The sequence below is a fragment of the Salinimonas marina genome (assembly GCF_015644725.1).
Classification (GTDB): domain Bacteria; phylum Pseudomonadota; class Gammaproteobacteria; order Enterobacterales; family Alteromonadaceae; genus Alteromonas.
In genome coordinates, this window is the sequence record NZ_CP064795.1 from 2898500 (window position 1) to 2925321 (window position 26822).

Genomic DNA, 26822 nt, shown 5'->3' on the forward strand with positions numbered 1-26822 from the left:
CATGGCTTTTTACTTTTCTACCCGAAATATCCCCGGTTTGCAGCATCGTCCGCTGGCAGAACGAATGGCCTTGCTGGAGGCCGCCGGCAAACGTATGAGTGTGCCGGAAAAGACGCTGTTAAATGTGCTTAAACTATTAGTTATTGTCCCGGTATTCGCACTGATCCTGCAAACGGCGACTGACTGGACCTCATTACTTTGGGCTTTTCTGGTTTTTTTACTGTATCCGTTAGTGGTAAAACCTTTGCAGTATTCACTGTGTGTCAAACATCTCAGCTTGCCTGAAACCACATCTAAGGAGTGATAATGAAAACAGTTCTGGTTACCGGCGGCGCCGGCTATATCGGCAGCCACACCACCTTGCAGTTACTGGAGCAAAATTTCAGTGTTGTTGTACTGGATAATCTGGTGAATGCCAGTGCCGAATCGCTGCGCCGGGTAGAAGCAATAACCGGAAAATCTGTGAGTTTTGTGGAAGGTGACATTCGTGATGACAAGGCATTGGACGCCGTTTTCAGTAACTACCCTATTGACTCGGTGATTCATTTTGCCGGGCTAAAAGCGGTCGGTGAGTCGGTAGCACAGCCGCTGGCTTATTACGAAAATAATGTCTACGGCACCCTCAACCTGTGTAATGCTATGCGCCGATACAATGTGAAAAGCCTGGTATTCAGCTCTTCAGCCACCGTCTATGGCGATCCCGTGGCCCTGCCATTGCACGAAAAAATGGCCACCGGTGAACCCACGAATCCTTACGGTATGTCCAAGCTGATGGTGGAAAAGATGCTTACTGATTTATATCAGTCAGACACCAGCTGGAATATTGTGCTGCTGCGTTACTTTAATCCCGTCGGTGCCCATTCATCAGGCCAGATTGGCGAAGATCCTAATGGTATTCCTAACAACCTGATGCCGTATATCGCCCAGGTTGCCACCGGCAAGCTGGCACAGTTAAGTGTATTTGGCGATGATTACGATACCAAAGATGGTACCGGGGTACGGGACTATATTCATGTCGAGGATTTAGCCAACGGCCACCTGAAGGCCCTGGATCGCATCGAGCTTAATATGGGCCTGGATATTTATAATCTTGGTACTGGCCAGGGCTATTCGGTGCTGGAGATGATAAAAGCATTCGAAAATGCCTCAGGGACCACCATCAATTACCAGGTCGCTCCTCGCCGTAGTGGTGATGTGGCCGCCTGTTACGCCGACCCCACCCTGGCAGCCAGGGAATTAAACTGGCATGCCAGTAAAGGCCTGAAAGATATGTGTCAGGATAGCTGGAACTGGCAATCGAATAACCCGAATGGGTATAGCCAGTAATCGATAACCCCCGGCTTGCGCTTATGCCCAAGCCGGGGTGATCAGTATGTTAGTTACCGTCACCTTCGAGTAACGCTTCAAAGTTCTCAAAATCTTCCTGCTCTTGCTCGGCATCCACGGCGTCTTCACCCACCTGACCATCAGTAACCCGAAACTTCAGATTCTGAAAATAGGCATTTTTGACAAATGAATACTGGTCAAAGGACTGTTCAAGTTGTTGTTCCTGGTCCATCAAGGCGGCGCGCCCTTCAAGTAGCGACACGGCAAAGGAGGCTATAGAATAAGGCGCACTTAATACAGTCATGGGATAATAATAACCATCGGCCACCTGCCCGGTAAAACTACGGGGATCAGACGGGCCTAAACCTGGCAGCATTAAAAATGGGCCGGTCTCAACGCCCCACACCGCCAGCACTTCGCCAAAATTTTCACGCTGACGCTCAACACCAATCTTACCTGCGACATCGATGGTTCCCAGTAAACCGACCGTAGAGTTGATTAAAAATCGCGCCAGGCTGTCCATGCCCTCATCAAAGTCACCCTGAAGCATGTTATTTACAAAATTAGCCGGCTCTTCCAGGTTGTTGGCTGCATTTAATAATCCGGTACGGGCAAACTGTGGGTTACCGTGGTATAACCCACAGTGACCGGCCGGATAAAATAAGCATCCACGATGTCCCAGTTAAAATCCCAGATTTCCCGGTTAACCGATTCAAAGGGGTCCCGGGGATCCGAGATATTAGCCTCGGTTTGGGCATCAGCCTGTTCAGATGAATTATTAGAGGCACAGCCTGTAAGAATGCCACAGGCCAGTAACAGCCCAATGTACATGGCATGTTTAAATTTGTTCACTTGAGTTCCTTATTGATCTCGATTGCATGTTTAGTAAGGCGCCCCTGGACTAAGTCAAAAGAAATAGCGCCCTGCAGGTCTCCGGGGGAAGGCATCACATCCTCGTCAGACGAGATACGGGCAATCAGTTTTACCTGATCAAGTTCTGCCAGCGTAAAGCCGGGCATCATGGCATCACTGACGCTTAAAGTCACGGTGACCGGAAACCCGGACAAGGGTTGTTTTACGACCGCCGCCGGCATTCGGTTTTCACTATCTTGCTGCTGGGCAAACACCAGCAGGTAGCCTTCCCCCGGAATCGCTTCGGCAGGGAATGACTCACTGAGGGTAACGGTAACCGCCAGCGCGGTTTGCACGGGTGGCCCTGCTTGTTGACTGAGCTCGGTAATGCGCTGTTCCAGACTGCGCAGCATTTCACTCTCCGGCGGCAGTTTGGGCTTAATTTGGCTGTAATAACGCTGGGTCGCCGGTAAGTCCCCCAGCTGGGCAGAGGCCACCGCCATCATCAGTGCATAGCGTAAATTATCCGGCTCGTGGATTAGCTTTTGGGCCAGAATATCCCTTGCCATGGCTACCTGCTCACGCTCGCCAGCGCCCATCAGCAACTGTACGTAGCTCATCAAAATGGCCTCGTCCCGGGGTTTTAGTCGATAGGCTTTTTCCATCGCTTCCAGAGCCTGGGCGCGGCGGTTAAGTGAGGCCTGCATCCGTGCTAAAAACATCCACCCCTGGGCGTCTTCTGGGTTGCGGTGCAGGCGCTGACGAATGGCCAGTGCAAGCTGACTAATATCGGTGTCAGTAATATCCCGGGCCGACCCTGTTTGTAACTTTTGCGACAACGCCGGCAAAGCCTCAATAGCCTGCTGACTATGAGCGACCTGGGGCAGCTGATTGACTTTATAATAAGTCAGGCTTCCCCCCGCGATCGCCAGTATTGCACCTAAGACCACCCATAAACGTCCTGCGGCGTTAGCGAAGGCAGAATCGCGCCGATGCTCGTCCACCAGCGCCAGTTTTAACTCATCACAAGCCTGTCGTAGATCCTGATCGCTGATCATCCCCTGTGACGCTTCTGCTTCCAGCTCGGCTAAACGATCCTGAATCAACCGAGTGTTGTCATCAGTCTGTTTGCTCGCAAGCCGCTGACGCCCCAGCCACGGCAGCGCGACCAGTATCACCAACAGGGTCAGTAGCCCTGCCACCGCAATATGAAACCAGGACATCACTACTCCTTATCCTGTTTTAGCAGCCGCTCTGCCTTTGCCAGCTGTTCGGCCATATCCGCAGGCGGTGCAGGTTTGCCGCGCTTTAGCACAATCCATAAACCGCAAAGCGCAAATCCCACCGGTAAAATCCACAGCCAGATGGTGGCCACTGTAAGTGGCGGCTCATAATAAACAAAATCGCCATACCGGGCTTTCATATAGGCAATAATTTGCTCCCGGGACTGTCCTTCCAGCGTCAGCTGGTAGACTTTTCGGCGCATATCTTTTGCTATCATGGCATCAGAGTCAGCGATATTCTGATTCTGGCACATAGGACAGCGCAGGGTTTGGGTTAAGGTAGTAAACTGGGCACGCTGGGTCTCATTGTCGAACTGATAGTTGTTTTGCGCCGCCCAGCCCCAGGCGCTGCCACAGACCAGGACGATGAAGATAAATACTCTCACAAGGTCTGCTCCTGCTGAAGCTGCTGATAAACCGGCTGAATTTTATTGCGCCACACCCGTTCATTAATATCGCCCACATGGTGCAGCCGCACGGTACCCTGGGCATCAATAACAAAATGCTCCGGCGCACCCGTCACCCCTAAATCTAAAGACAGGTCCCGGTAGGTGTCATAAATATTGAACTGATAAGGGTTGCCAAAGCGTTTGAGCATGGCAATGACTTCCTGTTGCACCTGATTCAGGCTCTTGGCACCGAAGTCCGGATCGATATCCTGATCAAAATACAACCCACAAAGCGAACCCCTTCATCTTCACGCAACTGGGTTAGATACGGTAATTCTACTGCACAGGTGATACACCACACGCCCCAGACATTTAATATGGTGACCTGACCTGTTAGCGCAGCTTCGGTATACATCGTATTTGCCGCCATTAGATCGGGTAACGAGAAAGCCGGGACCGCTTTGCCGGTCGCCTGCGAGTCCAGTTGCCGGGGATCGGAAAATAATCCCTGATATAAGAAGCTCACCCCGGCAATAAAGACAATCAGGGGCAGCATGACCAGCCAGAACTTTTTCATAGGACCTCAGCAGGAGTGGTTGTCGCGCCTGACCCTGAAATGACCGTGCTACGCGCCCGGCCCAGCCGGTAACGCCGATCGCTTACCGCCAGCAATCCGGCCATCGCCATGATCCCGCCGCCGCTCCAAATCCAGATCACAAACGGCTTGATATAAATGCGTACCGCCCACGCCGAGCCACTAAGAGGCTCGCCCAACGCGATAAAAATGTCGCGCGTTAAGCCCGAATCAATTGCCGCTTCGGTCATCGGCATTTTTTGTACCAGATACAGCCGTTTTTCAGGGAATAACACGGCCACTTCCTGCCCACTCTGACTGACAGTAAACTGGCCGACATCAGCATTATAATTGGGGCCGGCCTGCGTAGTATGCGCATCAAACCTGACCTGGTATGCGCCTATGGTCACCTGCTCGCCAGGGCTCATACGAATATCACGTTCCAGTTCATAATTACTGACCAGCGTAATGCCAATAAGTGAAACAGCAAAGCCTAAATGTCCCAGCACCATAGCCCAGTGGCTACGGGTGAGCATAGACAACCGTTGTAACACACTATGCTGCTGGCCCAGGCTTTCAAGACGCTGCAGGACCTCCATAATCGTACAAATGACGATCCAGAAGGCCAGCACTAAACCCAGCACGGCCATATAAGCTGGCTGCGAGTAGGAGAAAAATACCAGCAGGGCAGCACTGAGGCTTAATCCGAATGCCAGTAACATTTGTCGGCTTAATGCCCCTACCGGCTGGCTCTTCCATCGCACCAGCGGCCCGATGCCCAGCATAAATACAAACGGTACCACCAGATACACAAACATTTTATTGAAAAACGGCGCCCCAATCGAGATAGAGCCCAGGCCAATTTCCTTGTGGATAAGTGGTAATAAGGTGCCTAGCAACACCACGATAGTGGCGGCGCACAAAAACAGGTTGTTGCCCATCAGCAAGACTTCACGAGAAAACATCTGATAGCGTGCCACGCTGTTAAGGGTACTGGCCCGAAACGCATACAACACCAGGGCTGCGCCACTTAAAATAATCAGAATAGCCAGAATGAACAGACCTCGGGTGGGGTCGCTGGCAAACGAATGCACCGACACAATTACGCCCGAGCGCACTAAAAACGTCCCCAGCAGACTAAGAGAGAAGGCCGCAATTGCTAACAATACAGTCCAGGATCGGAACACTTTACGCTTTTCGGTCACCGCCAGCGAATGCATTAATGCGGTACCCACAAGCCAGGGCATAAAGGACGCATTTTCTACCGGATCCCAGAACCACCAGCCGCCCCAGCCTAATTCATAATAGGCCCACCAACTCCCAAGACAGATCCCCACGGTTAAAAAGGACCAGGCTGCAATAACCCACGGCCGTGACCAGCGCGCCCAGGTAGAATCCAGGCGCCCGGCAATCAGCGCCGCTACCGCAAAGGCAAAGGCCACCGCAAAGCCCACATACCCCATATACAACATGGGCGGGTGAATGATCATTCCAAAGTCCTGCAGCAGCGGGTTAAGATCCCGACCATCTACCGGAAAAAACGGCAACATACTTTCAAAAGGGTTGGAGGTAAGCAGCATAAATAAATAGAAGCCAATGGCGATCATCCCCAACACCGCCAGCACTCTGGCAACCATTTCCGGTGGTACGCTGCGACTAAATACAGCTACGGCTACGGTCCAGAAACTTAGCATCAGCACCCATAACAAAAACGAGCCTTCATGCCCGCCCCATACTGCGGTTAATTTGTAGTGCATGGGCAGCTGGCTGTTGGAATGCTGGGCAACATAAGCCACCGAAAAGTCATCGGTGGCAAAGGCATACGATAAGCAAATAAATGCAATCAGGGTAAATACAAACATCCCCGCCGCCAATGGCCGGGCCGAGGCGATGAGCGCAGCATGGCCTTTGGCCGCGCCCGCCAGCGGGTAAACAGCCAGTAAAATGGCACATACCAGCGCCAGGGTCAGCGCGATATTACCTAACTCAGGCACTACCATGTGGCGCCTTCCATTTTCGCCGGCTTCTGATGTTTAATCCCCTTGAGCTTTTCTGCCAGTTCCGGGGGCATATATTCTTCATCATGTTTGGCTAACACTTCCTGAGCCCTGATGTGCGTGGCCTGTGTCAATACACCGGTAGCCACAATCCCCTGCCCTTCGCGAAATAAGTCCGGCAAGATGCCCTGATACGACACGGTGACCTGGGGCCCGGTATCAATCAGCGCAAATGTCACATCCAGGGACTCCGGATCCCGGGTTACCGAGCCTGGCACTACCAACCCGCCAATGCGTAAGCGCTGGCCAACCTGGGGAAGGGTGCCCTGCTTACCGCTGACCACCTCTGATGGGGTATAAAACAAATCAATATTATCATTGAGCGCAAATAACATCAGCGCCACAGCTGCGCTGAGCAGCCCTCCCACACCCAGAACAATAATCAATCGTTGTTTTCGTCTTGGATTCACAGGTTACTCCTGAGCCGGCTTTGTGTGCTGCCGGGCTTTTTGAATGCGCGCCTGACGCTGTTGATGTTGGGTAATCGATTTTAACAGCCTGCGTCGCTCAACCCTGGCTGAACCAACCAGCACTGCCATCACCAAAAATGAAACACCAAAGCTGAGCCAGACATACAAGCCATACCCTCCCATGGCCACAAAACTGCTTAGCGAATCAAACTGCATCCTGATTTCCTTTGTCACGGTGTAAAAGCTGATACACCCAGGGGCGATGCAGTTCGCGCCGGATGATTTCATTTTTCAGTCGTAAACAGGTGAGCGTAGCAATAAACATGGCCATGCCCCCAATATTCATCAGCAATGGCCACAGCATTTCGGCGGCAATCGAAGGTTTATCAAATTTGGTAATGGTGGCGCCCTGATGCAGCGTATTCCACCACTCTACCGAAAAGTGAATGACCGGAATATTTACTACGCCCACCAGCGCCATAACGCCGGCCGCCTTACCTGCTTGCTGCTTGTCATCAAATGTGCCGTAAAGAGCGATAACGCCGCAATATAAAAAGAATAAAATAAGCTCTGAGGTCAGTCGCGCATCCCATACCCACCAGGTCCCCCACATGGGTTTACCCCAGGCTGCTCCGGTAAATAAAGCAATAAAGGTCATTGCTGCGCCCACAGGTGCCATCGCTATCATGGCCATAAAGGCGGTGCGCCATTGCCATACAATGCCCACCAGGGCAGCCAACGCCATTGCCACATAGGTGCTCATACTCAGCATCGCGGCGGGCACATGGATATAGATGATCCGAAAAGAATCGCCCTGCTGATAATCAGCCGGCGTAAACAACAACCCCCACAGCGTACCGGGGATCAGCAATGCTGCACTGATCGCCGCAAACCAGGGGGTCAGACGCTGGCATAAGCGGTAGGCGGCCTGCGTTTTTGCATAAGGATGTAACCACTTGAACATCAGTGCTGACTCACTTTCAAAGCATAGGCCGTGGCAAAGGGTGCTACCGCCAGAGCGCACATCAGCATCGCACCAATAATGGCAAGCTGGGGTGCATAAGAAACGTGTAATGCTGCTGACTCTACCGCAGAGGTAGCAAAAATCAACAAGGGAATGAACACCGGTAGCATCAGCAGCGATGGCAACAGGGCCCCTTTTTCTACCCCCACTGTAAGGCCTACGGCAATGGCCCCGACCAGTGATAGCAAGGGCGTACCCAGCAATAGCGAGGCGCAAAGCGCCAGATACATCGGCCACGATAAGTTTAAAAATAACGCCAGTAAGGGCGAGAGCAGCAACAATGGCAAAAAGCTTACCAGCCAGTGTACCGCTGATTTAATAACAACAATCTGAAAAACCGGCACCCCGCTCAACAACAACTGCTCCAGCGAGCCATCCTGATAATCTTGTTTGAACAAACGCTCCATGCCAAGCAGGGCTGATAAAATTGCTGCCACCCAGATAACCCCGGGACCAATTCGCTGCAGAATCTGGGGTGCCGGGCCCACCGCAATGGGAAAGAGGGTTACCACAATCAGCAAAAATAATAGGGGTTGGGCAAGTTCACCTTTTTGCCGGAACGCCACCGCCAGATCCCGATGTAATACCCCTTTAATAAGCCGGTTCACAAAGTATACTCCAGCTCAACCACCTGCAGATAGCATGTTGCCTGCAGGGTTTGGTGTGAGGTCAGAATTACCGCCCCGCCACTGGCTACAAATTGAGTAATATGCTGCTCTATCAGGGCAATTCCGGCGGTATCTAATGCCGTAAAAGGCTCATCGAGGATCCACAACTGCGCGGGTTTAAGCCATAAGCGGGCTAAAGCCACCCGCCGCTGCTGTCCTGCTGACAGCATTTTGACAGGCAAATCTTCAAGACCCACCAGCCCCAGACGGGTTAACAGATCATATAACTGCGCGTCGCTGCATTCAGCCTGATGCAGATGCGCCCAAAACTGCAGATTTTCCAGCGCACTTAAGCTCGCGGTCAGCCCGCTTTTGTGACCCAGATACACCATGGTTTCAAAGTAAGTAGCGTTCAGTGGCTGGGAATCCCACAACACCTGCCCGGTGTCGGCCTGACTCAGTCCGGCAATAATTCGCAGCAAGCTGGTTTTTCCGGCCCCATTAGGCCCACGCAGGTGAATTAACTGTCCCGATGAAATCTGCAGCGATAGGTTCTCAAACAAAATGCGATCACGTTTGCTACATGACACATCCTGTACGACTAATTCAGGCAAGAAAGCGCTTCCGTTCTCGTTACTTAGCAATGGTAAAACGCAGTTTACCACACAAAAAAATCTGCGCGAGTATTGAACAAAGTAAGCCGGCTGGCCAAAGTTGTGAAAGGGCTCGCCCGGGGTGAAATGTCCCGCCCGCTGAATTAGCCAGCTGCATCATTATGACGTATCAGCGATTCATCAGATGTTTGATATCTACCCGCGCTGGTGCAACTTGACGGGCGGGTAACTAAACACAGGGATTCGGTGAGGCTTATAAGCGACTAAGTTAGAAGCCGGCTAAGTTAGAAGTCGGGTAGGCGAGAAGGCGAAAGTTGGGTGCTGCTTTTGAGATATTTATTATGCAGATAATTGAGGCAGGCTTTGTGCCCGTAAAAACAAGCCTCAAACACGGTGAACCCGGGCTAATTACCTACTGTGTGCAGGCATATGCTGACGATAGTAAGGTCTGCTGCGTATACGGATCCGGTGCGCAGGTAAGGCGCTGACTGGCGTCAGGCCAGCTGGGGCGGCGCTAACTCAGAGACCGGCGCAGCGCCTGAGGTTGGGGTCGATGAAAGTGACTCGGGAACGGTGCTCTTGTTCCGGCCTCGTAAGTGGTCAACTTCGCCTTGTAACGCCTGTGCCAGCTGCGCCAACTGGCTACTTAAAGAACAAACATCGCGATTTTCATTAGAGGTGCTCTCGGCCAGGTTGCGCATGTCGAGGATCTGCACCGCCAGGGATTGACTCACACCGCTTTGCTCGGCAGCGGCCGACGCGATGTAATGGTTCTTTTCATTGATCAATGTGACGGAGACTAGAATTTCCGCCAGCAGGTTATCTGCGTTCTTAATGTACTCATGAGTAGACTCGGTCTGCACCCGGCCCGCCTCCATTGACGCCACCGACGCCTTCACCCGATTCTCAATATTGTGCAAAATGGCTTCAATTTCTACCGTTGACTCTTGAGTGCGCTGGGCCAATGAGCGCACTTCATCTGCCACCACCGAGAAGCCCCTGCCCTGTTCGCCGGCTCGTGCAGCTTCAATGGCCGCGTTTAGCGCAAGCAGATTGGTCTGCTCGGCAATCCCCCCAATCACCTCGAGTACCGAGCCGACATTTTCTGTTTCCACGGCAAGTTGGCTGATCAACCGATCGGTTTCCGCAGTGCGCTCTAGCAGTCCAGTCATTGTATCTTGCGCATTTATCATGGCACTGCTTCCAGACTTCACCAGCGTCTCGGAACGCGCCGTCGACGTCGCTGTTTCGGTCGCATTGGCTGCCACTTCATTGGATGCGGTATGCATTTCTTCCACCGACGTAGCCGCCAGATCACTCAGTTCCCGTTGTTTGCTGGTGGCCCGATTGATTTCAGTCGACATAATATCGAGCCGCTGGGTTGCTTCGCCGAGCGCCTCGCAGTTTGATTCAAGCCGACCGATCATCCCACCCAATAATATTCTCAACCGGTTCATACTATTGGCCAGATCGCCCAATTCATCGCGGCGGTTTGTTTCGATGGGTTGATCAAATGTTCCCGCGTTCATAAGCTCAACACCACGTTCAAGCTGTTGAATAGGTTTAATAATGGCTCGACGGATATACCAGTTGAGCATGAACAGGACTGTGGGGCTTAAGATCAGCGTCATGAGGATAGCAAGCACCTTGGCCTGGTCGGCGCCAGAGCTGTCCAGACTGGCATCCGTTTTTAATTTATTGCCCAACTCCTCCATAGAGGCCGAAGGGGCTCGGTCTATCCCTTTTACCGCTGCATCGCCTACTTTCGGATCAAAACCACTGTCGATGTAGGCCTGCCGGCCTTTGTTGTACTGCAGTCCCATTTTTTTGTGGGTTCTCAAAAAATCCTGGGCGATGGCCTGCAGTTCTGGTTTGGTAGAGAGACTTGACGATAAGGTGCTCACCAATTGCTGGACCTCCGCCTGTCTGGCCTGGAAACGGCTCCAGTATTTTTCCATTTGTTCTGGATCATGGCCTCTGAGCAAAACATTTTTCCACTCCTGAACCTGCCGCTTAAATAGCAGGTTGGCGGTATCCGCCTGTTTTTCCCAGGCTTTAGTCACACTAATGACATGGCCAAGCTTGTTCACCGCATTGTCCATGTTGAAAATAGCGATAAAGGCAACGACGATCATTGCGGCGATTGTCATCACCAAACTAGTTCCAAGCTTGAATTGTAGTGAGCGTGTGCGCATGGGAAAGGTTCCTGAACAATAATCAAACAAATGTTCGCCTGAAGGCTAAATTGAGTCTAGTTTAAAAATTGTACTATTCAAGCAAGCCAGCACTGCTACAGCGCTACGCAGAACACAGAGCGCAGGGATAAACATTAACCGTTTTTTTCATAACCCTATAAATAGCGAAGGTTTATTGAAGTTTTACTTTCGAAAAGAGGCTGTCTCTCGATCGGGAAGAACCAGTGGCTCATTCAAATAATAGCGCCGATCGAGTGGTATCCGGACTTGTTAACAACAGTAGCCAGCCTAAGACCTCGTAGGCCTGCCTGGTTAAACAGCGTACTGTACGCACCTGCCTGTAGGTCCCTGCCGGTTTGGTTGCGATGCTTTTACACGCTCTATCGCCAGCCCGATAATTCCAGGCATGACTACTCGTTATTTAGGACCAATTACAAAGACCAACTAGGGTGAGGTATGACTTACCCTGAGATGTATTATTCGCCTTGCGCTGGCATGTGGCGGGAGGCGGCCAGCTGTATCAGGGGCTTCCGACGAATTTCCTCTCCCCCCCAGGGGCATGACTGCGGTCACCTCCAGTATCAGACCGGTTTAGGAAAGTTCGCGGTCCTGCTGAATGTTGCGGTGACAGCTTTTCTGGCAAGATCGAGACGCGTTTGACAGACAACACAGCCTGGCCAATGCACTTCGGTCATTGCGGTTACCAGACATGTTTAGTCTGATGACCTAACCCTGGTTAAACACAGTTGTTCCGGGTAAAGATTAGGCGCAAGTTCGGCGCTGTGATCGCGCGTTGAGTTGGATGCAACGCACGGTCACAAAGACCCGATACATGGAGAAGTCTAAGAAAAACAAAGCTGATGGGTCAGCGGGCCCGGTTCATAAAAACCAGCAGAATCTAACCCGGCAGCAAGCAGGCAAAGAGCGGCTGAAGGGGCTAAAAGGGGCTAAGGGGCCACCAGAGGTTCGGCGGAAGCACTAACCGATTTAGCGCCGGTTTCCAGTTTGTTCCAAACTTTCTCGTGAAAATAAAAAGCCACTGTATTGATGGCAGGCTCCACCAGGGCCAACAACCCACCAATTAATAAGCTGCCGGTAAGTAGATAGGCCACGGTAAAGGCGACGGAAAAATGCATGATGGCAAAAGTAATGGTCTTTTTCATGTTAACTGTCACTTACGCTAAAAACGATAATGATAATTATTATCATTAGAGGCGCCACATGCCAATCTTTTTTTTCAATGTGCTTAATCGCCCATTTTATCCGCCGGTCAGGCCCCGCCCGATTGCATGGGTAGGGCCAGGGCTGAATAGCATGCAGGGCGATTCAGCATTGCTGTGTCGTGAATCATAATTTTTTTGTGACCGGATAGTGCTGATACAGCCATACAAGCAGCTCATCCACACTTGTTTTTTCCTGTGAATGCCTGTCCATCACCATTACTTTTAAGTGACGTCGGTTTGCTACTTATTTTATAGTGGAACTAAAGTTGTGCCAGCTTCGTACCGTTAAACAACCATGACCAATTCCATTATTGCGCCTGCTATCACTGGATTATCCGGCTCAGCTACTGCTGTCAGTGGCGAGGTTCCGACCATACCAGTTTCACAGCAGCCAGCCAACGCCCAGCTTCAGCTAGCCCCTGCTAACCAACTGCAGATAAACGTTGCCGCGATAAACGCTCAGCTAACCGGGGCCCTGGCTACTGTTTCGCCGCCCCTTACTAGCAGTAAGTTGGCGGCTGACACGTTGCCAGGCCCCGGGCTGATCTCCCGTATTGGCGATAATCAGGCACTGGTTTCTTCAGTCAAAGCACATAATGTCGCAGTAGTGCTGGCGGCGACTGAAAAAAGTCAGGTATTGGGCGAGCTTAGCCGAGCGCTGTCGAGCGTGCGCGCCCCGGTCGTACACATGCCGGTCACGGTGGTCGCCGCAGCGGCGAACCAAATAACCCTTAATGCGGCCACCCTTGCGCGTCCGATAACCTTATCGGTACCAGATCCTGCAGCTATTACAACGGGTTCCTCCACATTGATGCGCCATACCCAGACCGGGCAATGGTCTTTGGGAGAGGTGGATATTTCTTCGTCAATGTCGCCTCAGGCGAAAACCTCCCTGTCAAAGGCGGTGATGGCACATTCATTAAAATCTCCGGGGCTGGTGTTCGAACATTTACCGTCAAATACGGTAAAACAATTAAGCGCCCAGGCTCCAAAATTAGCCACTTCGTTAGCCCAGCCTCATGTGAGCGTGTCTTTTCACGGCTCACAACTAAATGCAACTACAGCGGTATGGCAACCGGTCCTTAAACTCACGGCTGACTTACCTGTATTTAAAGACCTTGCGCCCCTGGCTACGGCTAAACTACCTCAACTACCGGAGTTACGTGTCGCTGTAAACCTGCTCACAGAGCAGGCAGGATCACAGGATGCGAAGGCTGCAATGGTGAACATGCCGTCAAACGTTGGTAAGGCTATTGAAACATTAGCGGAGTCCCTGCCTGCCGATAAAACACAATTGCAGCAGCTACAACAACAGATCCCGCAGCTGGCCCGCAAACTACTTACCGATACCGGCTCTACCCAACAGGCGTTATCTCAGCTACTTGGCATCTTAAAAGGCGTGCGTCCCAGCAGCAGCGACTCGGCAGACGTGCTGGCCAGGATCACTACGCAATTGTCTGATGAAGCGTTGTTTTCAAAACCCTCTGTGCCTCACAGCGGTAACCTGGAGCCGTCAATCACCAAACCATCGCCGTTGGTTGCCCAACTACAAAGCTTGTTTGCCGCCACCAGTCTGCCGGTTACCCCGACTACCTTACCGTCATCCGCTTCGCCGTCTAACTTTGTTGCGGCCCTGGTGAGCTTATTACAAATTTCGTTAGGCGCCAAAGCTCTGACTCGCGCTGATGCCGGCGGCAGGTCAGCCCTACAGCAAAGTATTGCGGCCAGTAATGCAAGCAACACCGGTCCTACCGCCTCGGCTATACGGGCCGGGTTTGATGTAACGAGTCAGGACAAACAAGGCCAGCTTTTAAATACTCTTAAGACCTTACTGGCGAACCATCAGACCACTAAGCTCACAAACGCCGAGGCCCGCCTGCAGGGGCAGGAACAGTTTTATTTTATTTTGCCTTTTACCAGTCAGGGCCGCCAGGCCCCGGAGGTTTTAATTAGCAGGGATGCAGAAGACAAATCCAGGACGGGGACAGATGAAACTTCGGATAAGCAGTGGCAACTGACCATGAAGCTGGACATCGGCGCTCAGGGGGAGCTTTTGGCTAAATCTGAGATCAACGGTCATATCCTGTCGATTAATCTGTATACCTCCACCAGCACCTTATTAACCCAGGTCTCTGATACCCTACCCTTTTTATTACGTAAACTGGAAAGTTTGGGGCTGAAAATTGAGACAAGCTCGGTACAACGAGGCAAGATCCCAGCACATTTAGCCGACCGGCCATACCAATTGTTCGAGACAAAAGCATGAGCGATACAGTTAAACGCGCCATTGGCCTGAAATACGCTAATCAGGGCGATAAGCAAGCCCCCACGGTGGTGGCGAAAGGTCATGGTGATATGGCTGAGGCCATCATTGAGCTGGCCAAAGAGTCCGGAGTACTGGTACACGAAGATCCCTATTTAAGTGATATCCTGAACCAGCTGGATTTAGGGCAGGAAATTCCTGAAACGCTCTATTATGTCATCGCCGAACTCATCGCTTACTCCTATGTATTACAGGGCAAAACGCCAGCCGGTTGGGAAGAAATGAGCAACCGGTTGAATCAGATAGTCTGAAACTACCTGATGGCTATGTGAGACCCACAGTAGTGTTTTGGTTTTAGGTAGAATATGGTGGGTTTACCCAGATACAGGTTATCAGTTTCGGAATCGCGAGAGCTTCGTAGTTCAAATTTAAGCTTATCGTTAAAATGAAGGGACGGGTTTTATTTAACAGGCGGCTATGAGCTGACTTTCAGGTTTAATCAAACTCTGTATAAAAAATTTCAAATGAAGTCGTACCCAATCCAAACAACTGCTCAGTAAATCAATGCCTGGTACTTATCAATAGCAACCCTGCATTCTTTTATGCTCGTATTAAAAATTCGCCACAGCCCCTAACGACGATTTCTGAAAACACGCTCCAGATACAAAAATACCCGCTGCTGCGGGTATTTTTATTAACTCAAGTGGAGCACTTATGCGTCCTGATCGTTGTCTGTTTCTTCTGCTTTAGCTTCTGGCTCTTTTTTGACTTTGGGCATCAGTAGCTCTTCGCGTATTTTCTGCTCAATCTCATTGGCAATCTCAGGATGGCCTTTTAAGAAATTAATCACATTGGCTTTACCCTGACCAATACGGTCGCCTTTGTAGCTGTACCAGGCACCGGCTTTATCAACCAGCTTCTGCTTCACACCCAGGTCAATCAGCTCGGCTTCTTTACTGATGCCTTCACCATAACGAATCATAAATTCGGCCTGGCGGAATGGTGGGGCCACTTTGTTTTTCACCACTTTCACCCGGGTTTCGTTACCCACCACTTCGTCGCCTTCTTTCACCGCGCCGATACGGCGGATATCCAGACGAACCGAAGAGTAAAACTTAAGCGCATTACCACCGGTGGTCGTTTCAGGGTTACCAAACATCACACCAATCTTCATACGAATCTGGTTGATGAAAACAACCAAGGTGTTTGAACGTTTGATGTTGGCGGTGAGTTTACGCAATGCCTGGGACATCAAACGTGCCTGCAGGCCAACATGAGAGTCACCCATGTCACCTTCAATTTCCGCTTTAGGGGTTAACGCGGCAACCGAGTCAACAATGACCACATCCACGGCATTTGAGCGCACCAGCATGTCGCAAATTTCCAGCGCCTGCTCCCCGGTATCCGGCTGCGAAACCAGCAGATCATTGATGTTAACCCCAAGCTTTTCAGCATAAATAGGATCCAGCGCATGCTCAGCATCAACAAAGGCGCAGGTTTTACCCTTTTTCTGAGCTTCGGCGATAACCTGTAAGGTGAGCGTGGTTTTACCTGAAGATTCCGGCCCGTAAATTTCAACTACCCGACCACAAGGCAAGCCACCTATACCCAGGGCAATATCGATACTTAATGAGCCAGTGGAAATAGACTCGATGTCCATGCCCTGGTTATCACCCAGACGCATGATCGCGCCTTTACCGAATTGTTTTTCTATCTGGCCAAGAGCGGCTGTAAGCGCCTTTGATTTATTGTCTTCCACAAATACTTCCTCTAGAAGTGAAGCGGTGGCTATTACAGCGCCCTTGCGCTGACCACGCTTGATAACTTTAATTTCAATGTCTGCAGTTTATACTGTATAACCATACAGTTTCAAGCCTTCTGTTGGTTTTCTTAACCTACAAACCCTGAGACTTAATTTCAACTAGCCTGTGGTGCAGTAATTCTAAAGCGTACTTAATCGCTTGCTGGCGTACCTGGCCGCGATCACCGTTAAAAAACTGGCATACCGACACTGTTTGATTGGCATCGGCCAGGCCAAACCAGACCGTCCCCACCGGTTTTTCAGCGCTTCCGCCACCCGGCCCGGCAATACCGCTGGTGCTTATGCCCACCTCTGCCTGACAACGCTCACGCACACCCCGGGCCATTTCTTCAACACACTGTGCTGACACCGCGCCGTGCTGCTCCAGTGTGTACTTCGAGACACCCAGTAAAGTTTGTTTTGCCGTATTGGAATAGGTGGTAAAGGATTGTTCGAACCAGTCAGAACTACCCGCCACGGCCGTCAGGGCGTAGGCGAGGCCGCCACCGGTGCAGGACTCTGCACAGGCGACCGTCGCGTGTTGCGCTCTTAAGTACGACCCAATTCGTGTTACCATTTCCAGTTGTTCAGCATCGTTGCCATCTTTTTGATGCGAATGGTTGGCAAAAACCTGGCTCATAGTAATAATACACCGCTGCTAAAGAATTGTTCGAAGTGTACCATTTCATTATTCAATGCACATCTTTGGTACCTATGTAAAACACAACACCGAGGCTCCTTTGGAACAACATACTCCTATGATGCGCCAGTATCTTAATATTAAGGCGCAACATCCAAATATTCTGCTCTTTTACCGTATGGGCGATTTTTACGAATTGTTTTACGATGACGCCAAACGAGCGGCTCAGTTGCTGGATATTTCATTAACCGCAAGGGGCAAATCGGGTGGCAATCCGATTCCGATGGCGGGGGTACCCTATCACGCGGTCGAAAGCTACCTGGCCCGGTTGGTAAAAGCCGGCGAATCCGTGGCAATTTGTGAACAGGTGGGTGATCCGGCGACCAGTAAAGGCCCGGTAGAACGTCAGGTCCAGCGCATTGTCACACCGGGTACGGTCACCGACGAAGCCTTGCTGGAAGAGCGTCAGGATAATGTGCTGGCCGCGGTATGCAGCCACGACAATTACTATGGACTGGCCACACTGGATATCACCAGTGGCCGCTTTCTGGTGCTCGAATGCCAGGGTGATGAAGCCTTACTGGCCGAGCTGCAGCGCTTGAACCCGGCCGAACTGTTGTATCCGGATGACTTTGCCTCGATGGCGCTTATTGAGCGGCGTAAAGGCATACGCCGGCGGCCCGAATGGGAATTTGACCGGGACTCGGCCTTTGATCAGTTAACCAAGCAGTTCAAAACCAAAGATTTAAGCGGCTTCGGCGTTCAGGATCTGACCCTTGGGCTGGGCAGTGCCGGCTGTGTTCTGCAATACGTAAAAGACACCCAGCGCGCCTCGTTGCCGCACATTAACGGTCTGCAGCAGGATGTGCAGGAACACCGGGTTCAGCTTGATGCAGCCACCCGCCGTAACCTGGAAATCACCCAGAATATGGGCGGCAATCATGAGCACACCCTGTTCAGTATTTTAGATGCCACCGCCACCGCCATGGGCAGCCGGTTACTGCAACGTTATCTGCATGCACCGATCACCGATCGTCACGAGCTCATAAGCCGCCAGGATGCCATTGCGGTGTTGATGGCCCATCCCGAGCATGCGGTTACTGATCTGCTCAAACAAATTGGCGATATCGAACGCATTATGGCGCGACTGGCATTACGCTCTGCCCGCCCCCGGGATTTTGCCCGCCTGCGAAATGCGTTTAATACGCTGCCCGAATTGCAAAGCGTGCTGGCAGCCTTTGACAACCCGCTGTTAAATGTATTGCGTAAAGACATTGGCGAATTTCCCGAATTAAAAGAGTTGCTTAATGGCGCTATCGTTGACAACCCGCCGGTGGTACTGCGAGATGGCGGCGTGATTGCACCAGGCTTTAATAGCGAACTTGATGAGCTGCGCGCCTTGTCCCAGGGCGCCACTGATTATCTGGATCAGATGGAGCTGCGCGAGCGCGAGCGCACCGGTATTGCAACATTAAAGGTAGGTTACAACCGCGTACACGGTTTCTTCATTGAAATCAGCCGTGCCCAAAGCGAACATGCGCCAGCAGACTATATTCGTCGACAAACGCTTAAAAATACCGAGCGTTTCATTACCCCGGAACTAAAAGAACACGAAGACAAGGTGCTCACCAGTCAAAGCCGGGCCCTGGCGCTGGAAAAACAGTTGTACGAACAATTGTTTGATACTCTGCTGCCGCAGTTAACCCCGCTTATTAACAGTGCCGCGGCGCTGGCCAAACTGGATGTGATTCAGGGGCTGGCCGAACGCGCCGAGACCTTACAATTGCACCGGCCACAGTTAAGCGATGACACAAAAATCTGTTATCAGGAAGGTCGTCACCCTATTGTTGAAAGTGTGATGGATGACCCCTTTATAGCCAATCCGCTGACGCTGGATGATACTCACCGGATGCTGATTATTACCGGCCCCAATATGGGTGGTAAATCCACTTACATGCGCCAGACCGCGCTGATTGTGTTGATGGCCTACATCGGCAGCTTCGTACCGGCGCAACATGCCTGCATTGGTAAAATTGATCGCATCTTTACCCGTATCGGCGCTTCCGACGACCTTGCCTCGGGCCGTTCGACCTTTATGGTAGAGATGACCGAAACCGCCAATATTTTGCATAATGCCACCGAAAATTCGCTGGTTTTGATGGATGAAATCGGCCGCGGTACCAGCACCTACGATGGGCTGTCACTGGCCTGGGCCTGTGCCCATCACCTGGCCACCAAAGTGAAAGCCTACACCTTATTTGCTACCCATTATTTTGAACTCACCCAACTGCCCGACCATTACGACAATGTGGTCAATGTACACCTGGATGCCATGGAGCATGAAGAGACCATCCGGTTTATGCACAGCGTCGAAACCGGTGCTGCCAGTAAAAGCTATGGCCTGCAGGTGGCATCGCTGGCCGGCGTCCCTCAAAGTGTGATTGCCGCCGCCCGCCACAAGCTCGCTGAGCTGGAAGCCAGTCGCGGCGAACCCGTTGAAGATGCGTCAGATAGCCACCGCCCCTCTGCCCCTGCGCCAACACAGCAGGGTCAGACCCAGCTGCCGCTGGAGCCAGCGTCCAGCCCGCTGGATAACGCCATGGAAACCATCAACCCGGATGATCTGTCACCGCGCCAGGCACTGGATCTTATCTACACCTTAAAGCGGCTGAGTCAGCAATAAACCGCTACTGCCTGATTATTGCGGCCCGCTGCCTGACGTTGTCAGCGGCCGCGGTGCCCAGGCAAACCGATTGTTTGCCGCAAGGTCTTTCGGTATACTATTGCGCCGTCCAGGTGTTGCAGCGACCTCTTTTGTCTGTCAGCACACATTACCCATACAATCCAACGCCTTAGGTTTCGCATGACAAACTATATTTTCGTCACAGGTGGTGTTGTATCATCGCTAGGTAAAGGTATTGCTGCTGCATCATTAGCCGCAATTCTTGAAGCGCGTGGTCTGACCGTCACAATGCTAAAGCTGGATCCCTACATCAACGTAGATCCAGGAACGATGAGCCCCATTCAGCATGGTGAGGTTTTTGTCACCGATGACGGTGCCGAAACCGATTTGGATCTGGGTCATTACGAACGCTTTATTCGTACCCGCATGAGCAAGCGTAATAACTTCACCACCGGCCGGGTGTATGAAGAAGTACTAAAGCGTGAGCGACGGGGCGATTACTTGGGCGCTACCATCCAGGTTATTCCGCATATCACCAACGAAATCAAACGTCGGGTCATCGAGGGCGCAGAAGGCCATGATGTCGCGATTGTTGAGGTAGGTGGTACGGTGGGCGATATCGAATCACAACCGTTTTTGGAAGCCATCCGTCAATTGGGCACCGAAGTGGGCCGCGACCGCGCCATGTTCATGCACTTAACGCTGGTGCCTTATATGCCGGCCTCGGGCGAGGTAAAAACCAAGCCCACCCAGCATTCGGTTAAAGAGCTGCGGTCAATTGGTATTCAGCCCGACATTCTGGTGTGTCGCTCTGTAGGAGCATTGCCTGCCACCGAGCGTTCAAAAATTGCTTTGTTTACCAATGTGGTCGACAAAGCGGTTATCTCATTAAAAGATGTCGACAGTATCTATCGGATCCCGGCTGCGCTGAAAGCCCAGGGGATGGATCAGCTGGTGGTGGACCGCTTTGGTTTTGACTGTAAAGAAGCCGATTTGACCGAATGGGAACAGGTACTTTACGCCGAGTCTAATCCCACCGCTGAGATCAACATCGGTATGGTCGGAAAATACGTTGAGCTGCCCGATGCCTACAAATCTGTTAATGAAGCGCTTAAACATGCCGGTTTGAAGAACCGCCTGACGGTCAATATCCACCATGTAGACTCGCAGGATGTGGAGTCTAAAGGCACCCAGATTTTGGAGCATCTTGATGCTATTTTGGTGCCTGGCGGCTTTGGCGAGCGCGGTGTTGAAGGTAAAATTGCCGCGGTGCGCTACGCCCGGGAAAACAAGGTACCATTTTTAGGTATTTGCCTGGGTATGCAGGTGGCATTGATTGAATTTGCCCGGAATGTGGCGGGTATGGAAAACGCCAACAGCACGGAATTTGATCCAGACAGCCCGTATCCGGTGGTGGGTCTGATCACCGAATGGCTTGATGCTGATGGCAGCACTGAAATACGCACTGAAACCTCAGATTTGGGCGGCACCATGCGCCTGGGAAGCCAGCTGTGTCACCTGATTCCAGATACCAAAGTGCATCAGATGTATGGCACTGAAAGCATCTATGAACGTCACCGCCACCGCTACGAGGTAAACAATAACCTGCGCGATCAAATTGAGCAGGCCGGGCTTAAGGTAAGTGGTTTGTCCACTGATAAACGGCTTGTAGAAGTTATCGAGATCCCTGACCATCCGTGGTTTGTTGCCGGTCAGTTCCACCCTGAATTTACGTCTACCCCGCGCGACGGCCATCCGCTGTTTACCGGATTTGTGGCAGCCGCAGGTCAGTACCAAAAAGAAAATCATTAATTTCTAATAATAGGGGCGCTTTACTCTCCCGTGGGTGTCCCATTAACGTTGAGGAAAAAACATGGCGAAGATTAGTCGAATAGTTGGACGCGAAATCCTGGATTCTCGTGGTAACCCTACCGTCGAAGCTGATGTCTATCTGGACAGTGGTGAAATGGGCCGGGCCGCAGCACCATCAGGCGCTTCTACTGGCTCTCGCGAAGCGCTGGAATTACGTGATGCTGACGCTAGCCGGTATCTGGGCAAGGGTGTTACCAAAGCCGTAGCAGCAATCAATGATGTCATTGCCCCGGCGCTCATCGACAAAGATCCCATGGCTCAAAGTGATATCGACGATATCATGCTGCAACTTGATGGGACTGAGAACAAGGAAACCCTGGGCGCCAATGCTATTCTGGCGGTATCTTTGGCAGTCGCCAAAGCAGCAGCAGCGAGCAAAAAAGTGGCGCTGTATGAGCACATTGCTGATCTTAATGGCACGCCTGGTGAATATTCAATGCCAGTACCGATGATGAACATCATCAATGGCGGCGAGCACGCCGACAACAATGTTGATATTCAGGAATTTATGGTGCAGCCGGTAGGTGCAGCCAGCTTCAAAGAAGCATTACGGATGGGCGCTGAGATTTTCCATGCGCTGAAAAAAGTATTGTCAGCTAAGGGCCTGAGTACCGCGGTTGGCGATGAAGGTGGCTTTGCCCCTAACTTGAGCTCTAATGCTGAAGCCCTGGCGGTCATTGTTCAGGCGGTTGAAAACGCTGGCTACAAGATGAACGAAGATGTGACCCTGGCCTTAGATTGCGCAGCCTCTGAATTCTACAAAGATGGCAGCTATGTACTATCTGGTGAAGACAAGCGGTTTAACTCTGAAGAGTTTGGTGACTATCTGGCCGACCTGGCTAACCAGTATCCGATTGTTTCCATTGAAGATGGTCTGGATGAAAGTGACTGGGATGGCTGGGCCAGCCTGACCAACAAGATTGGCGAAAAAGTACAGCTGGTCGGTGATGATCTGTTTGTGACCAACACCAAAATCCTTAAGCGTGGTATCGATAACAACATCGGTAACTCAATCCTGATTAAATTCAACCAGATTGGCTCGTTAACCGAGACCCTGAATGCAATCAAGATGGCTAAAGACGCTGGCTTTACTGCGGTAATTTCGCACCGTTCAGGTGAAACCGAAGACGCTACCATTGCCGATTTGGCAGTTGGTACCGCCGCCGGCCAGATCAAAACCGGTTCATTGTGCCGTTCTGATCGGGTTGCAAAATACAACCAGTTGCTACGTATTGAAGAAGCACTGGGCAGCGCCGCTATCTATCGCGGTCGCTCAGAAATTAAAGGTCAGTAAGACTTTTTGCGCCGGTAGTATAGCTACCGGCCGCACTTCCTGTTAGGTTAGCCCTATCTATGGTTAACCCGTTACAGGCTATGGCATCCGGCTTAGATACGAATCAAACTAATTTTTTTGTCGCCCAGCATCAGCTAGATACCGCCCCGCTCCACTATACCGAGATTTGCACGGCGTTATACGAACGCGAGCTTTTTACCCTGGCCACCAGCGCTTACCCCGATACAGCCCGGCTGCAACAGCGCCTGAAAGGTCTGTCTTATCACATCCGCCGCGCCGCCTATTTTATGGCCGCTAGCAATACCCCGCTGACCTTAGACAGTCATAATGCGTCCTGGACCGCCAAACAACGTACCCAAAACCCGGCCACCAAAATCACTGATGAGACAAACCAGCACTGGTTCGAGCGCTATGCCACCCACGGCCTGGTCGTGGGTATCATGGTCCAGGAAGTATCGGGCGTGCATATTGAGCTGGACTCCATTGATCGGGTAATGGCTGAAAAGTCGTGTTTGCATACCAATAAATATGGCTGGTTTTCCTTTTCCGGACGGACCGAAGAAGCCAGCCCCGGCGCCTATGCTGAGCGCCAGCTATGTCGCCCTGACAAGACCTTGATAACCGCCGCGTGTTGTGGCCATCAATGGAGTCATAAGGGTCGGGTGTCGCCACGGCCGCTCAGCCTGCGTGAAATCCTGCTGGCCTCTACCATCAACTGGAAGCATTTTCGCACCCCACACAAACACATGGCGCGGCCGGAGTAACTGGTCAAGCCATTGTTGAGCAAAAGATGCAAGCGACCTTCGATAATTAATTTTCATAACCTTGTAAAGAAAGGTTGACCTGCTGGTGGTAGATGGTTACATTGATGTTCACAAACTGGTCAGCAACACAAGATACTGCCTTATGCTTTGCATGCACATTCGCCGTCTTCTCCTACTCCTTCTAATGACAGGTGCACTGTACGGGTAAATTGCGACCAGCAATAAATTTCACCAAAAACCCGTGCCTCGCACGGGTTTTTTTTTGCCTATTAACCACGAGATAACGCCATGACGAATCAGGTAAAAATCTTTGATACCACACTAAGAGACGGCGAACAGGCGCTGTCTGCCAGCTTAAGTGCCAAAGACAAACTTCAGATCGCACTGGCACTGGAGCGTTTGGGGGTCGATATTATTGAGGCCGGTTTTCCGGTGTCCTCGCCAGGGGACTTTGCCTCGGTACAAATGATTGCCCAACAGGTAAAAAATGCCACCGTATGTGGTCTGGCCCGCGCGGTCAAAGCCGATATCGATGCCTGTGGTCAGGCCCTACAGGTTGCTGAACAGTTTCGTATTCACACATTTATTGCCACCTCTGACATTCATGTGAATGCAAAATTACGCAAGTCGCAGGATGAAGTCGTGGAAATGGCGGTGGCTGCGGTCAAACATGCCTGTCGCTATACCGACGATGTGGAGTTTTCCTGTGAAGATGCCGGTCGCACCCATATCGATTACCTGTGCCGCATGGTCGAAGCTGCTATTGATGCCGGCGCCAGTACCATCAATATTCCCGATACCGTCGGCTATACCACCCCCACCGAATTTGGCGGCATCATCACGCAGTTGTTTGAGCGGGTGCCCAATATCGATAAAGCCACCATCTCGGTACATTGTCATAATGATTTAGGCCTGGCGGTGGCCAATTCTCTGGCCGCCGTAGAAGCCGGCGCGCGCCAGGTTGAAAGCACCATCAATGGCATTGGCGAACGCGCCGGAAATTGTGCGTTGGAAGAAATCGCGATGATTTTGCAAACCCGGCAATCCATGCTGGGACTGTCAACCAACATCAATGCTACGGAGATCTCCCGTACTTCGAAACTGGTCAGTCAGCTCTGTAACATGCCGGTGCAAGCCAACAAGGCTGTGGTCGGTGCCAATGCCTTCAGTCATTCCTCCGGGATTCATCAGGACGGGGTGCTAAAAGCCCAAAATACTTATGAAATCATGACCCCCGAAAGTGTCGGCATTAATAAGAACAACCTGAATCTGACCTCGCGTTCTGGCCGTCATGTAATTCGTCATCGTCTGCAGGAGCTAGGCTATAGCGACACTGATTATGATTTGGAAGCAATTTACACCAGTTTTGTGCAACTGGCTGACACCAAGGGCACCGTGTATGACTACGATTTAGAAGCCCTGCTGTTTTTCGACAAGCAAAAACATGAGTCAGCATTTTATAAGTTGTCTTACCTGCAAGCCACCAGTGGCCATGAGATTATTCCCAGCGCCACGGTCCGGCTGCAGGTCGGTGACACCCTGGTTACTCGCAGTGCCACCGGTAATGGCCCGGTTAATGCCGCCTACGAGGCTATTATGGATATTCTGGGTCATCAGGACATCGAGATTGTAGATTTTACCCTGGATTCAAAAGGCGAAGGCGCTGATGCCCTGGCGCAGGTCAGTGTCATCGCCCAATACAAAAATCGCCGTTTTCATGGTCGCGGCCTGGCCACCGATATTGTTGAAGCAGGCGTAAATGCGCTGATTTATGTCCTCAACAACACCCATGTGGCTGACCAGATAGACCAGCATCGACAACAACAAGACTCTGTAGCAGGTATAAAATGAAGACCTTTAACATTGCCGTATTGCCCGGTGACGGTATTGGCCCGGAAGTGATGCAACAGGCCCGGCGCGTGTTGCAGGCCGTTAGTGAACGATTTGAGATTAACTTTGAGCTTAATGAATTACCGGTTGGCGGCTATGCCATCGACACCACCGGCGAAGCATTACCGGCGGCCACGCTGTTAGGATGCGAACAGGCCGATGCCATTTTATTTGGTTCTATCGGCGGGCCTAAATGGGATGCATTGCCGATTGAGCTGCGCCCCGAACGCGCTGCCCTGCTAACCCTACGTCAGCATTTTGATTTGTTCAGTAATTTACGTCCGGCCCGGATTTACCCGGGATTGGAACACTTAAGTCCGTTGCGTGCCGATATTGCCGCCAGCGGCGTGGACATTGTGGTGATCCGGGAGCTGACCAGCGGCATTTATTTTGGCCAGCCCAAAGGCCGTGAAGGCGAAGGCGAGAACCAGTACGCCTTTGACACCATGCGTTACAGCCGTAAGGAAATTCGTCGAATTGCGGTGGCCGCCTTTGAAGCCGCCCGTTTGCGCAACCACAAAGTGACTTCCGTCGACAAAGCTAATGTACTGCAAACCAGTCGCTTGTGGCGGGAGGTGACCGAAGAGGTTGCGACCCAGTACCCCGATGTTGCCCTGGAACATATCTATATCGATAACGCCACCATGCAGGTAATGAAAAATCCGGCCCAGTTTGATGTGATGCTGTGCTCCAACTTATTTGGCGATATCATCTCTGACGAATGCGCCATGATGACCGGCTCCATGGGTCTGTTACCTTCAGCAAGCATCAACGAAGAGGGCTTCGGTTTGTATGAACCGGCTGGCGGCTCGGCGCCGGATATTGCCGGTCAAAACATTGCCAACCCCATTGCCCAAATCCTGTCTGCGGCGATGTTATTACGCTTTAGTCTGGGTCAGGCAGACGCTGCTGATGCCATTGAACAGGCGGTGGTCAAAACCCTGGAAGCCGGCATCCTAACCGCTGAGCTGCTCACCGGTGAGCAGCAGCAAAATGCCGCCAGTACCGCTGAGGTTGGCGATGCGGTAGTACAGTTTATCTTGTCACAGGAGTAAGAGTG

At 51.6% G+C, this 26822-nt stretch carries 24 protein-coding genes and 1 pseudogene; 10 read left to right on the forward strand and 15 right to left on the reverse strand.

Annotated features, from left to right (window positions below):
- Position 1: 1 nt before the first annotated feature.
- On the forward strand, positions 2-304 hold the full coding sequence (locus tag IT774_RS12950) for a DUF6170 family protein (protein WP_195810131.1): 303 nt from the start codon (positions 2-4) through the stop codon (positions 302-304).
- 2 nt (positions 305-306) lie between these two features.
- The gene (gene galE, locus IT774_RS12955) at positions 307-1326 is read left to right on the forward strand and encodes a UDP-glucose 4-epimerase GalE (protein WP_195810132.1); all 1020 of its coding nucleotides are present in this window, start codon (positions 307-309) and stop codon (positions 1324-1326) included.
- 49 nt (positions 1327-1375) lie between these two features.
- On the opposite strand, the pseudogene IT774_RS12960 reads toward galE, so the two are convergent.
- The 13 genes and pseudogenes from IT774_RS12960 to IT774_RS13015 form a co-directional block, all read right to left on the reverse strand.
- Positions 1376-2157, reverse strand: a pseudogene (locus IT774_RS12960) (MlaA family lipoprotein).
- Between the two features lie 17 nt (positions 2158-2174).
- Complete coding sequence (gene ccmI, locus IT774_RS12965; RefSeq protein ID WP_195810133.1) at positions 2175-3401, reverse strand: c-type cytochrome biogenesis protein CcmI; 1227 nt, start codon at positions 3399-3401, stop codon at positions 2175-2177.
- A gap of 2 nt (positions 3402-3403) precedes the next feature.
- On the reverse strand, positions 3404-3847 hold the full coding sequence (locus IT774_RS12970; RefSeq protein WP_195810134.1) for a cytochrome c-type biogenesis protein: 444 nt from the start codon (positions 3845-3847) through the stop codon (positions 3404-3406).
- Positions 3844-4080 (reverse strand): thioredoxin domain-containing protein, encoded by a 237-nt coding sequence (locus tag IT774_RS17925; RefSeq protein ID WP_332308850.1) that lies wholly within the window; start codon positions 4078-4080, stop codon positions 3844-3846. Before IT774_RS17925 ends, IT774_RS12970 begins: the two co-directional genes overlap by 4 nt.
- Positions 4081-4085: 5 nt before the next feature.
- Positions 4086-4427: a redoxin family protein gene (locus tag IT774_RS17930; RefSeq protein WP_332308851.1), complete on the reverse strand. Its 342-nt coding sequence runs from the start codon at positions 4425-4427 to the stop codon at positions 4086-4088.
- A complete protein-coding gene (locus IT774_RS12980; RefSeq protein WP_195810135.1) occupies positions 4424-6424 on the reverse strand; it encodes a heme lyase CcmF/NrfE family subunit in 2001 nt (666 codons plus the stop codon). The genes IT774_RS17930 and IT774_RS12980 overlap by 4 nt, the downstream gene beginning before the upstream one ends.
- On the reverse strand, positions 6418-6891 hold the full coding sequence (gene ccmE / locus IT774_RS12985; RefSeq protein ID WP_195810136.1) for a cytochrome c maturation protein CcmE: 474 nt from the start codon (positions 6889-6891) through the stop codon (positions 6418-6420). The genes IT774_RS12980 and ccmE overlap by 7 nt, the downstream gene beginning before the upstream one ends.
- A gap of 3 nt (positions 6892-6894) precedes the next feature.
- A complete protein-coding gene (ccmD, locus tag IT774_RS12990; protein ID WP_195810137.1) occupies positions 6895-7107 on the reverse strand; it encodes a heme exporter protein CcmD in 213 nt (70 codons plus the stop codon).
- Positions 7097-7855 (reverse strand): heme ABC transporter permease, encoded by a 759-nt coding sequence (locus IT774_RS12995; protein ID WP_195810138.1) that lies wholly within the window; start codon positions 7853-7855, stop codon positions 7097-7099. Before IT774_RS12995 ends, ccmD begins: the two co-directional genes overlap by 11 nt.
- Positions 7855-8523 carry a heme exporter protein CcmB gene (ccmB, locus tag IT774_RS13000; RefSeq protein ID WP_195810139.1) on the reverse strand — a complete coding sequence of 223 codons (669 nt, stop codon included), beginning with the start codon at positions 8521-8523 and terminating at the stop codon, positions 7855-7857. The genes IT774_RS12995 and ccmB overlap by 1 nt, the downstream gene beginning before the upstream one ends.
- Positions 8520-9137, reverse strand: coding sequence for a cytochrome c biogenesis heme-transporting ATPase CcmA (ccmA, locus tag IT774_RS13005; RefSeq protein ID WP_195810140.1), 618 nt, complete (start codon positions 9135-9137; stop codon positions 8520-8522). The genes ccmB and ccmA overlap by 4 nt, the downstream gene beginning before the upstream one ends.
- Positions 9138-9631: 494 nt before the next feature.
- A complete protein-coding gene (locus IT774_RS13010) occupies positions 9632-11332 on the reverse strand; it encodes a methyl-accepting chemotaxis protein (protein ID WP_195810141.1) in 1701 nt (566 codons plus the stop codon).
- Between the two features lie 947 nt (positions 11333-12279).
- The gene (locus IT774_RS13015; protein WP_195810142.1) at positions 12280-12495 is read right to left on the reverse strand and encodes a DUF2061 domain-containing protein; all 216 of its coding nucleotides are present in this window, start codon (positions 12493-12495) and stop codon (positions 12280-12282) included.
- A 355-nt stretch (positions 12496-12850) separates the two neighbouring features.
- On the opposite strand from IT774_RS13015, the gene IT774_RS13020 reads away from it, so the two are divergent.
- Both IT774_RS13020 and IT774_RS13025 read left to right on the forward strand, forming a co-directional pair.
- Positions 12851-14821, forward strand: coding sequence for a hypothetical protein (locus IT774_RS13020; RefSeq protein ID WP_195810143.1), 1971 nt, complete (start codon positions 12851-12853; stop codon positions 14819-14821).
- On the forward strand, positions 14818-15129 hold the full coding sequence (locus IT774_RS13025; protein WP_195810144.1) for an EscU/YscU/HrcU family type III secretion system export apparatus switch protein: 312 nt from the start codon (positions 14818-14820) through the stop codon (positions 15127-15129). The genes IT774_RS13020 and IT774_RS13025 overlap by 4 nt, the downstream gene beginning before the upstream one ends.
- A 401-nt stretch (positions 15130-15530) precedes the next feature.
- Here IT774_RS13025 and recA read toward each other — a convergent pair whose 3' ends face one another.
- Together recA and IT774_RS13035 are read right to left on the reverse strand one after the other, a co-directional pair.
- The gene (gene recA, locus IT774_RS13030) at positions 15531-16577 is read right to left on the reverse strand and encodes a recombinase RecA (protein WP_195810145.1); all 1047 of its coding nucleotides are present in this window, start codon (positions 16575-16577) and stop codon (positions 15531-15533) included.
- 136 nt (positions 16578-16713) lie between these two features.
- On the reverse strand, positions 16714-17259 hold the full coding sequence (locus tag IT774_RS13035) for a CinA family protein (RefSeq protein ID WP_218958918.1): 546 nt from the start codon (positions 17257-17259) through the stop codon (positions 16714-16716).
- 118 nt (positions 17260-17377) lie between these two features.
- Here IT774_RS13035 and mutS point away from each other — a divergent pair, with 118 nt between their 5' ends.
- The 6 genes from mutS (at position 17378) to leuB (ending at position 26817) form a co-directional block, all read left to right on the forward strand.
- Complete coding sequence (gene mutS, locus IT774_RS13040; protein WP_195812299.1) at positions 17378-19942, forward strand: DNA mismatch repair protein MutS; 2565 nt, start codon at positions 17378-17380, stop codon at positions 19940-19942.
- A 180-nt stretch (positions 19943-20122) separates the two neighbouring features.
- On the forward strand, positions 20123-21754 hold the full coding sequence (locus tag IT774_RS13045; RefSeq protein ID WP_195810146.1) for a CTP synthase: 1632 nt from the start codon (positions 20123-20125) through the stop codon (positions 21752-21754).
- Positions 21755-21815: 61 nt separating this feature from the next.
- Positions 21816-23108 carry a phosphopyruvate hydratase gene (eno, locus tag IT774_RS13050; protein ID WP_195810147.1) on the forward strand — a complete coding sequence of 431 codons (1293 nt, stop codon included), beginning with the start codon at positions 21816-21818 and terminating at the stop codon, positions 23106-23108.
- 59 nt (positions 23109-23167) lie between these two features.
- The gene (locus tag IT774_RS13055) at positions 23168-23872 is read left to right on the forward strand and encodes a hypothetical protein (RefSeq protein WP_195810148.1); all 705 of its coding nucleotides are present in this window, start codon (positions 23168-23170) and stop codon (positions 23870-23872) included.
- Positions 23873-24160: 288 nt separating this feature from the next.
- Positions 24161-25723: a 2-isopropylmalate synthase gene (gene leuA, locus IT774_RS13060; RefSeq protein WP_195810149.1), complete on the forward strand. Its 1563-nt coding sequence runs from the start codon at positions 24161-24163 to the stop codon at positions 25721-25723.
- On the forward strand, positions 25720-26817 hold the full coding sequence (gene leuB / locus IT774_RS13065; protein WP_195810150.1) for a 3-isopropylmalate dehydrogenase: 1098 nt from the start codon (positions 25720-25722) through the stop codon (positions 26815-26817). Before leuA ends, leuB begins: the two co-directional genes overlap by 4 nt.
- The last annotated feature ends 5 nt before the right edge of the window (positions 26818-26822 follow it).

Bases quoted from the DNA above. Each gene is read 5' to 3' on its own strand.
- ccmI (WP_195810133.1), bottom strand. From the start codon at position 3,401: ATGTCCTGGTTTCATATTGCGGTGGCAGGGCTACTGACCCTGTTGGTG.
- leuA (WP_195810149.1), top strand. From the start codon at position 24,161: ATGACGAATCAGGTAAAAATCTTTGATACCACACTAAGAGACGGCGAA.
- eno (WP_195810147.1), top strand. From the start codon at position 21,816: ATGGCGAAGATTAGTCGAATAGTTGGACGCGAAATCCTGGATTCTCGT.
- ccmD (WP_195810137.1), bottom strand. From the start codon at position 7,107: ATGCAGTTTGATTCGCTAAGCAGTTTTGTGGCCATGGGAGGGTATGGC.
- IT774_RS17930 (WP_332308851.1), bottom strand. From the start codon at position 4,427: ATGAAAAAGTTCTGGCTGGTCATGCTGCCCCTGATTGTCTTTATTGCC.
- IT774_RS13035 (WP_218958918.1), bottom strand. From the start codon at position 17,259: ATGAGCCAGGTTTTTGCCAACCATTCGCATCAAAAAGATGGCAACGAT.
- IT774_RS12995 (WP_195810138.1), bottom strand. From the start codon at position 7,855: ATGTTCAAGTGGTTACATCCTTATGCAAAAACGCAGGCCGCCTACCGC.
- IT774_RS13020 (WP_195810143.1), top strand. From the start codon at position 12,851: ATGACCAATTCCATTATTGCGCCTGCTATCACTGGATTATCCGGCTCA.
- IT774_RS13025 (WP_195810144.1), top strand. From the start codon at position 14,818: ATGAGCGATACAGTTAAACGCGCCATTGGCCTGAAATACGCTAATCAG.
- IT774_RS13010 (WP_195810141.1), bottom strand. From the start codon at position 11,332: ATGCGCACACGCTCACTACAATTCAAGCTTGGAACTAGTTTGGTGATG.
- mutS (WP_195812299.1), top strand. From the start codon at position 17,378: ATGATGCGCCAGTATCTTAATATTAAGGCGCAACATCCAAATATTCTG.
- IT774_RS13045 (WP_195810146.1), top strand. From the start codon at position 20,123: ATGACAAACTATATTTTCGTCACAGGTGGTGTTGTATCATCGCTAGGT.
- IT774_RS13015 (WP_195810142.1), bottom strand. From the start codon at position 12,495: ATGAAAAAGACCATTACTTTTGCCATCATGCATTTTTCCGTCGCCTTT.
- IT774_RS12980 (WP_195810135.1), bottom strand. From the start codon at position 6,424: ATGGTAGTGCCTGAGTTAGGTAATATCGCGCTGACCCTGGCGCTGGTA.
- galE (WP_195810132.1), top strand. From the start codon at position 307: ATGAAAACAGTTCTGGTTACCGGCGGCGCCGGCTATATCGGCAGCCAC.
- IT774_RS13055 (WP_195810148.1), top strand. From the start codon at position 23,168: ATGGTTAACCCGTTACAGGCTATGGCATCCGGCTTAGATACGAATCAA.
- IT774_RS12950 (WP_195810131.1), top strand. From the start codon at position 2: ATGGCTTTTTACTTTTCTACCCGAAATATCCCCGGTTTGCAGCATCGT.
- leuB (WP_195810150.1), top strand. From the start codon at position 25,720: ATGAAGACCTTTAACATTGCCGTATTGCCCGGTGACGGTATTGGCCCG.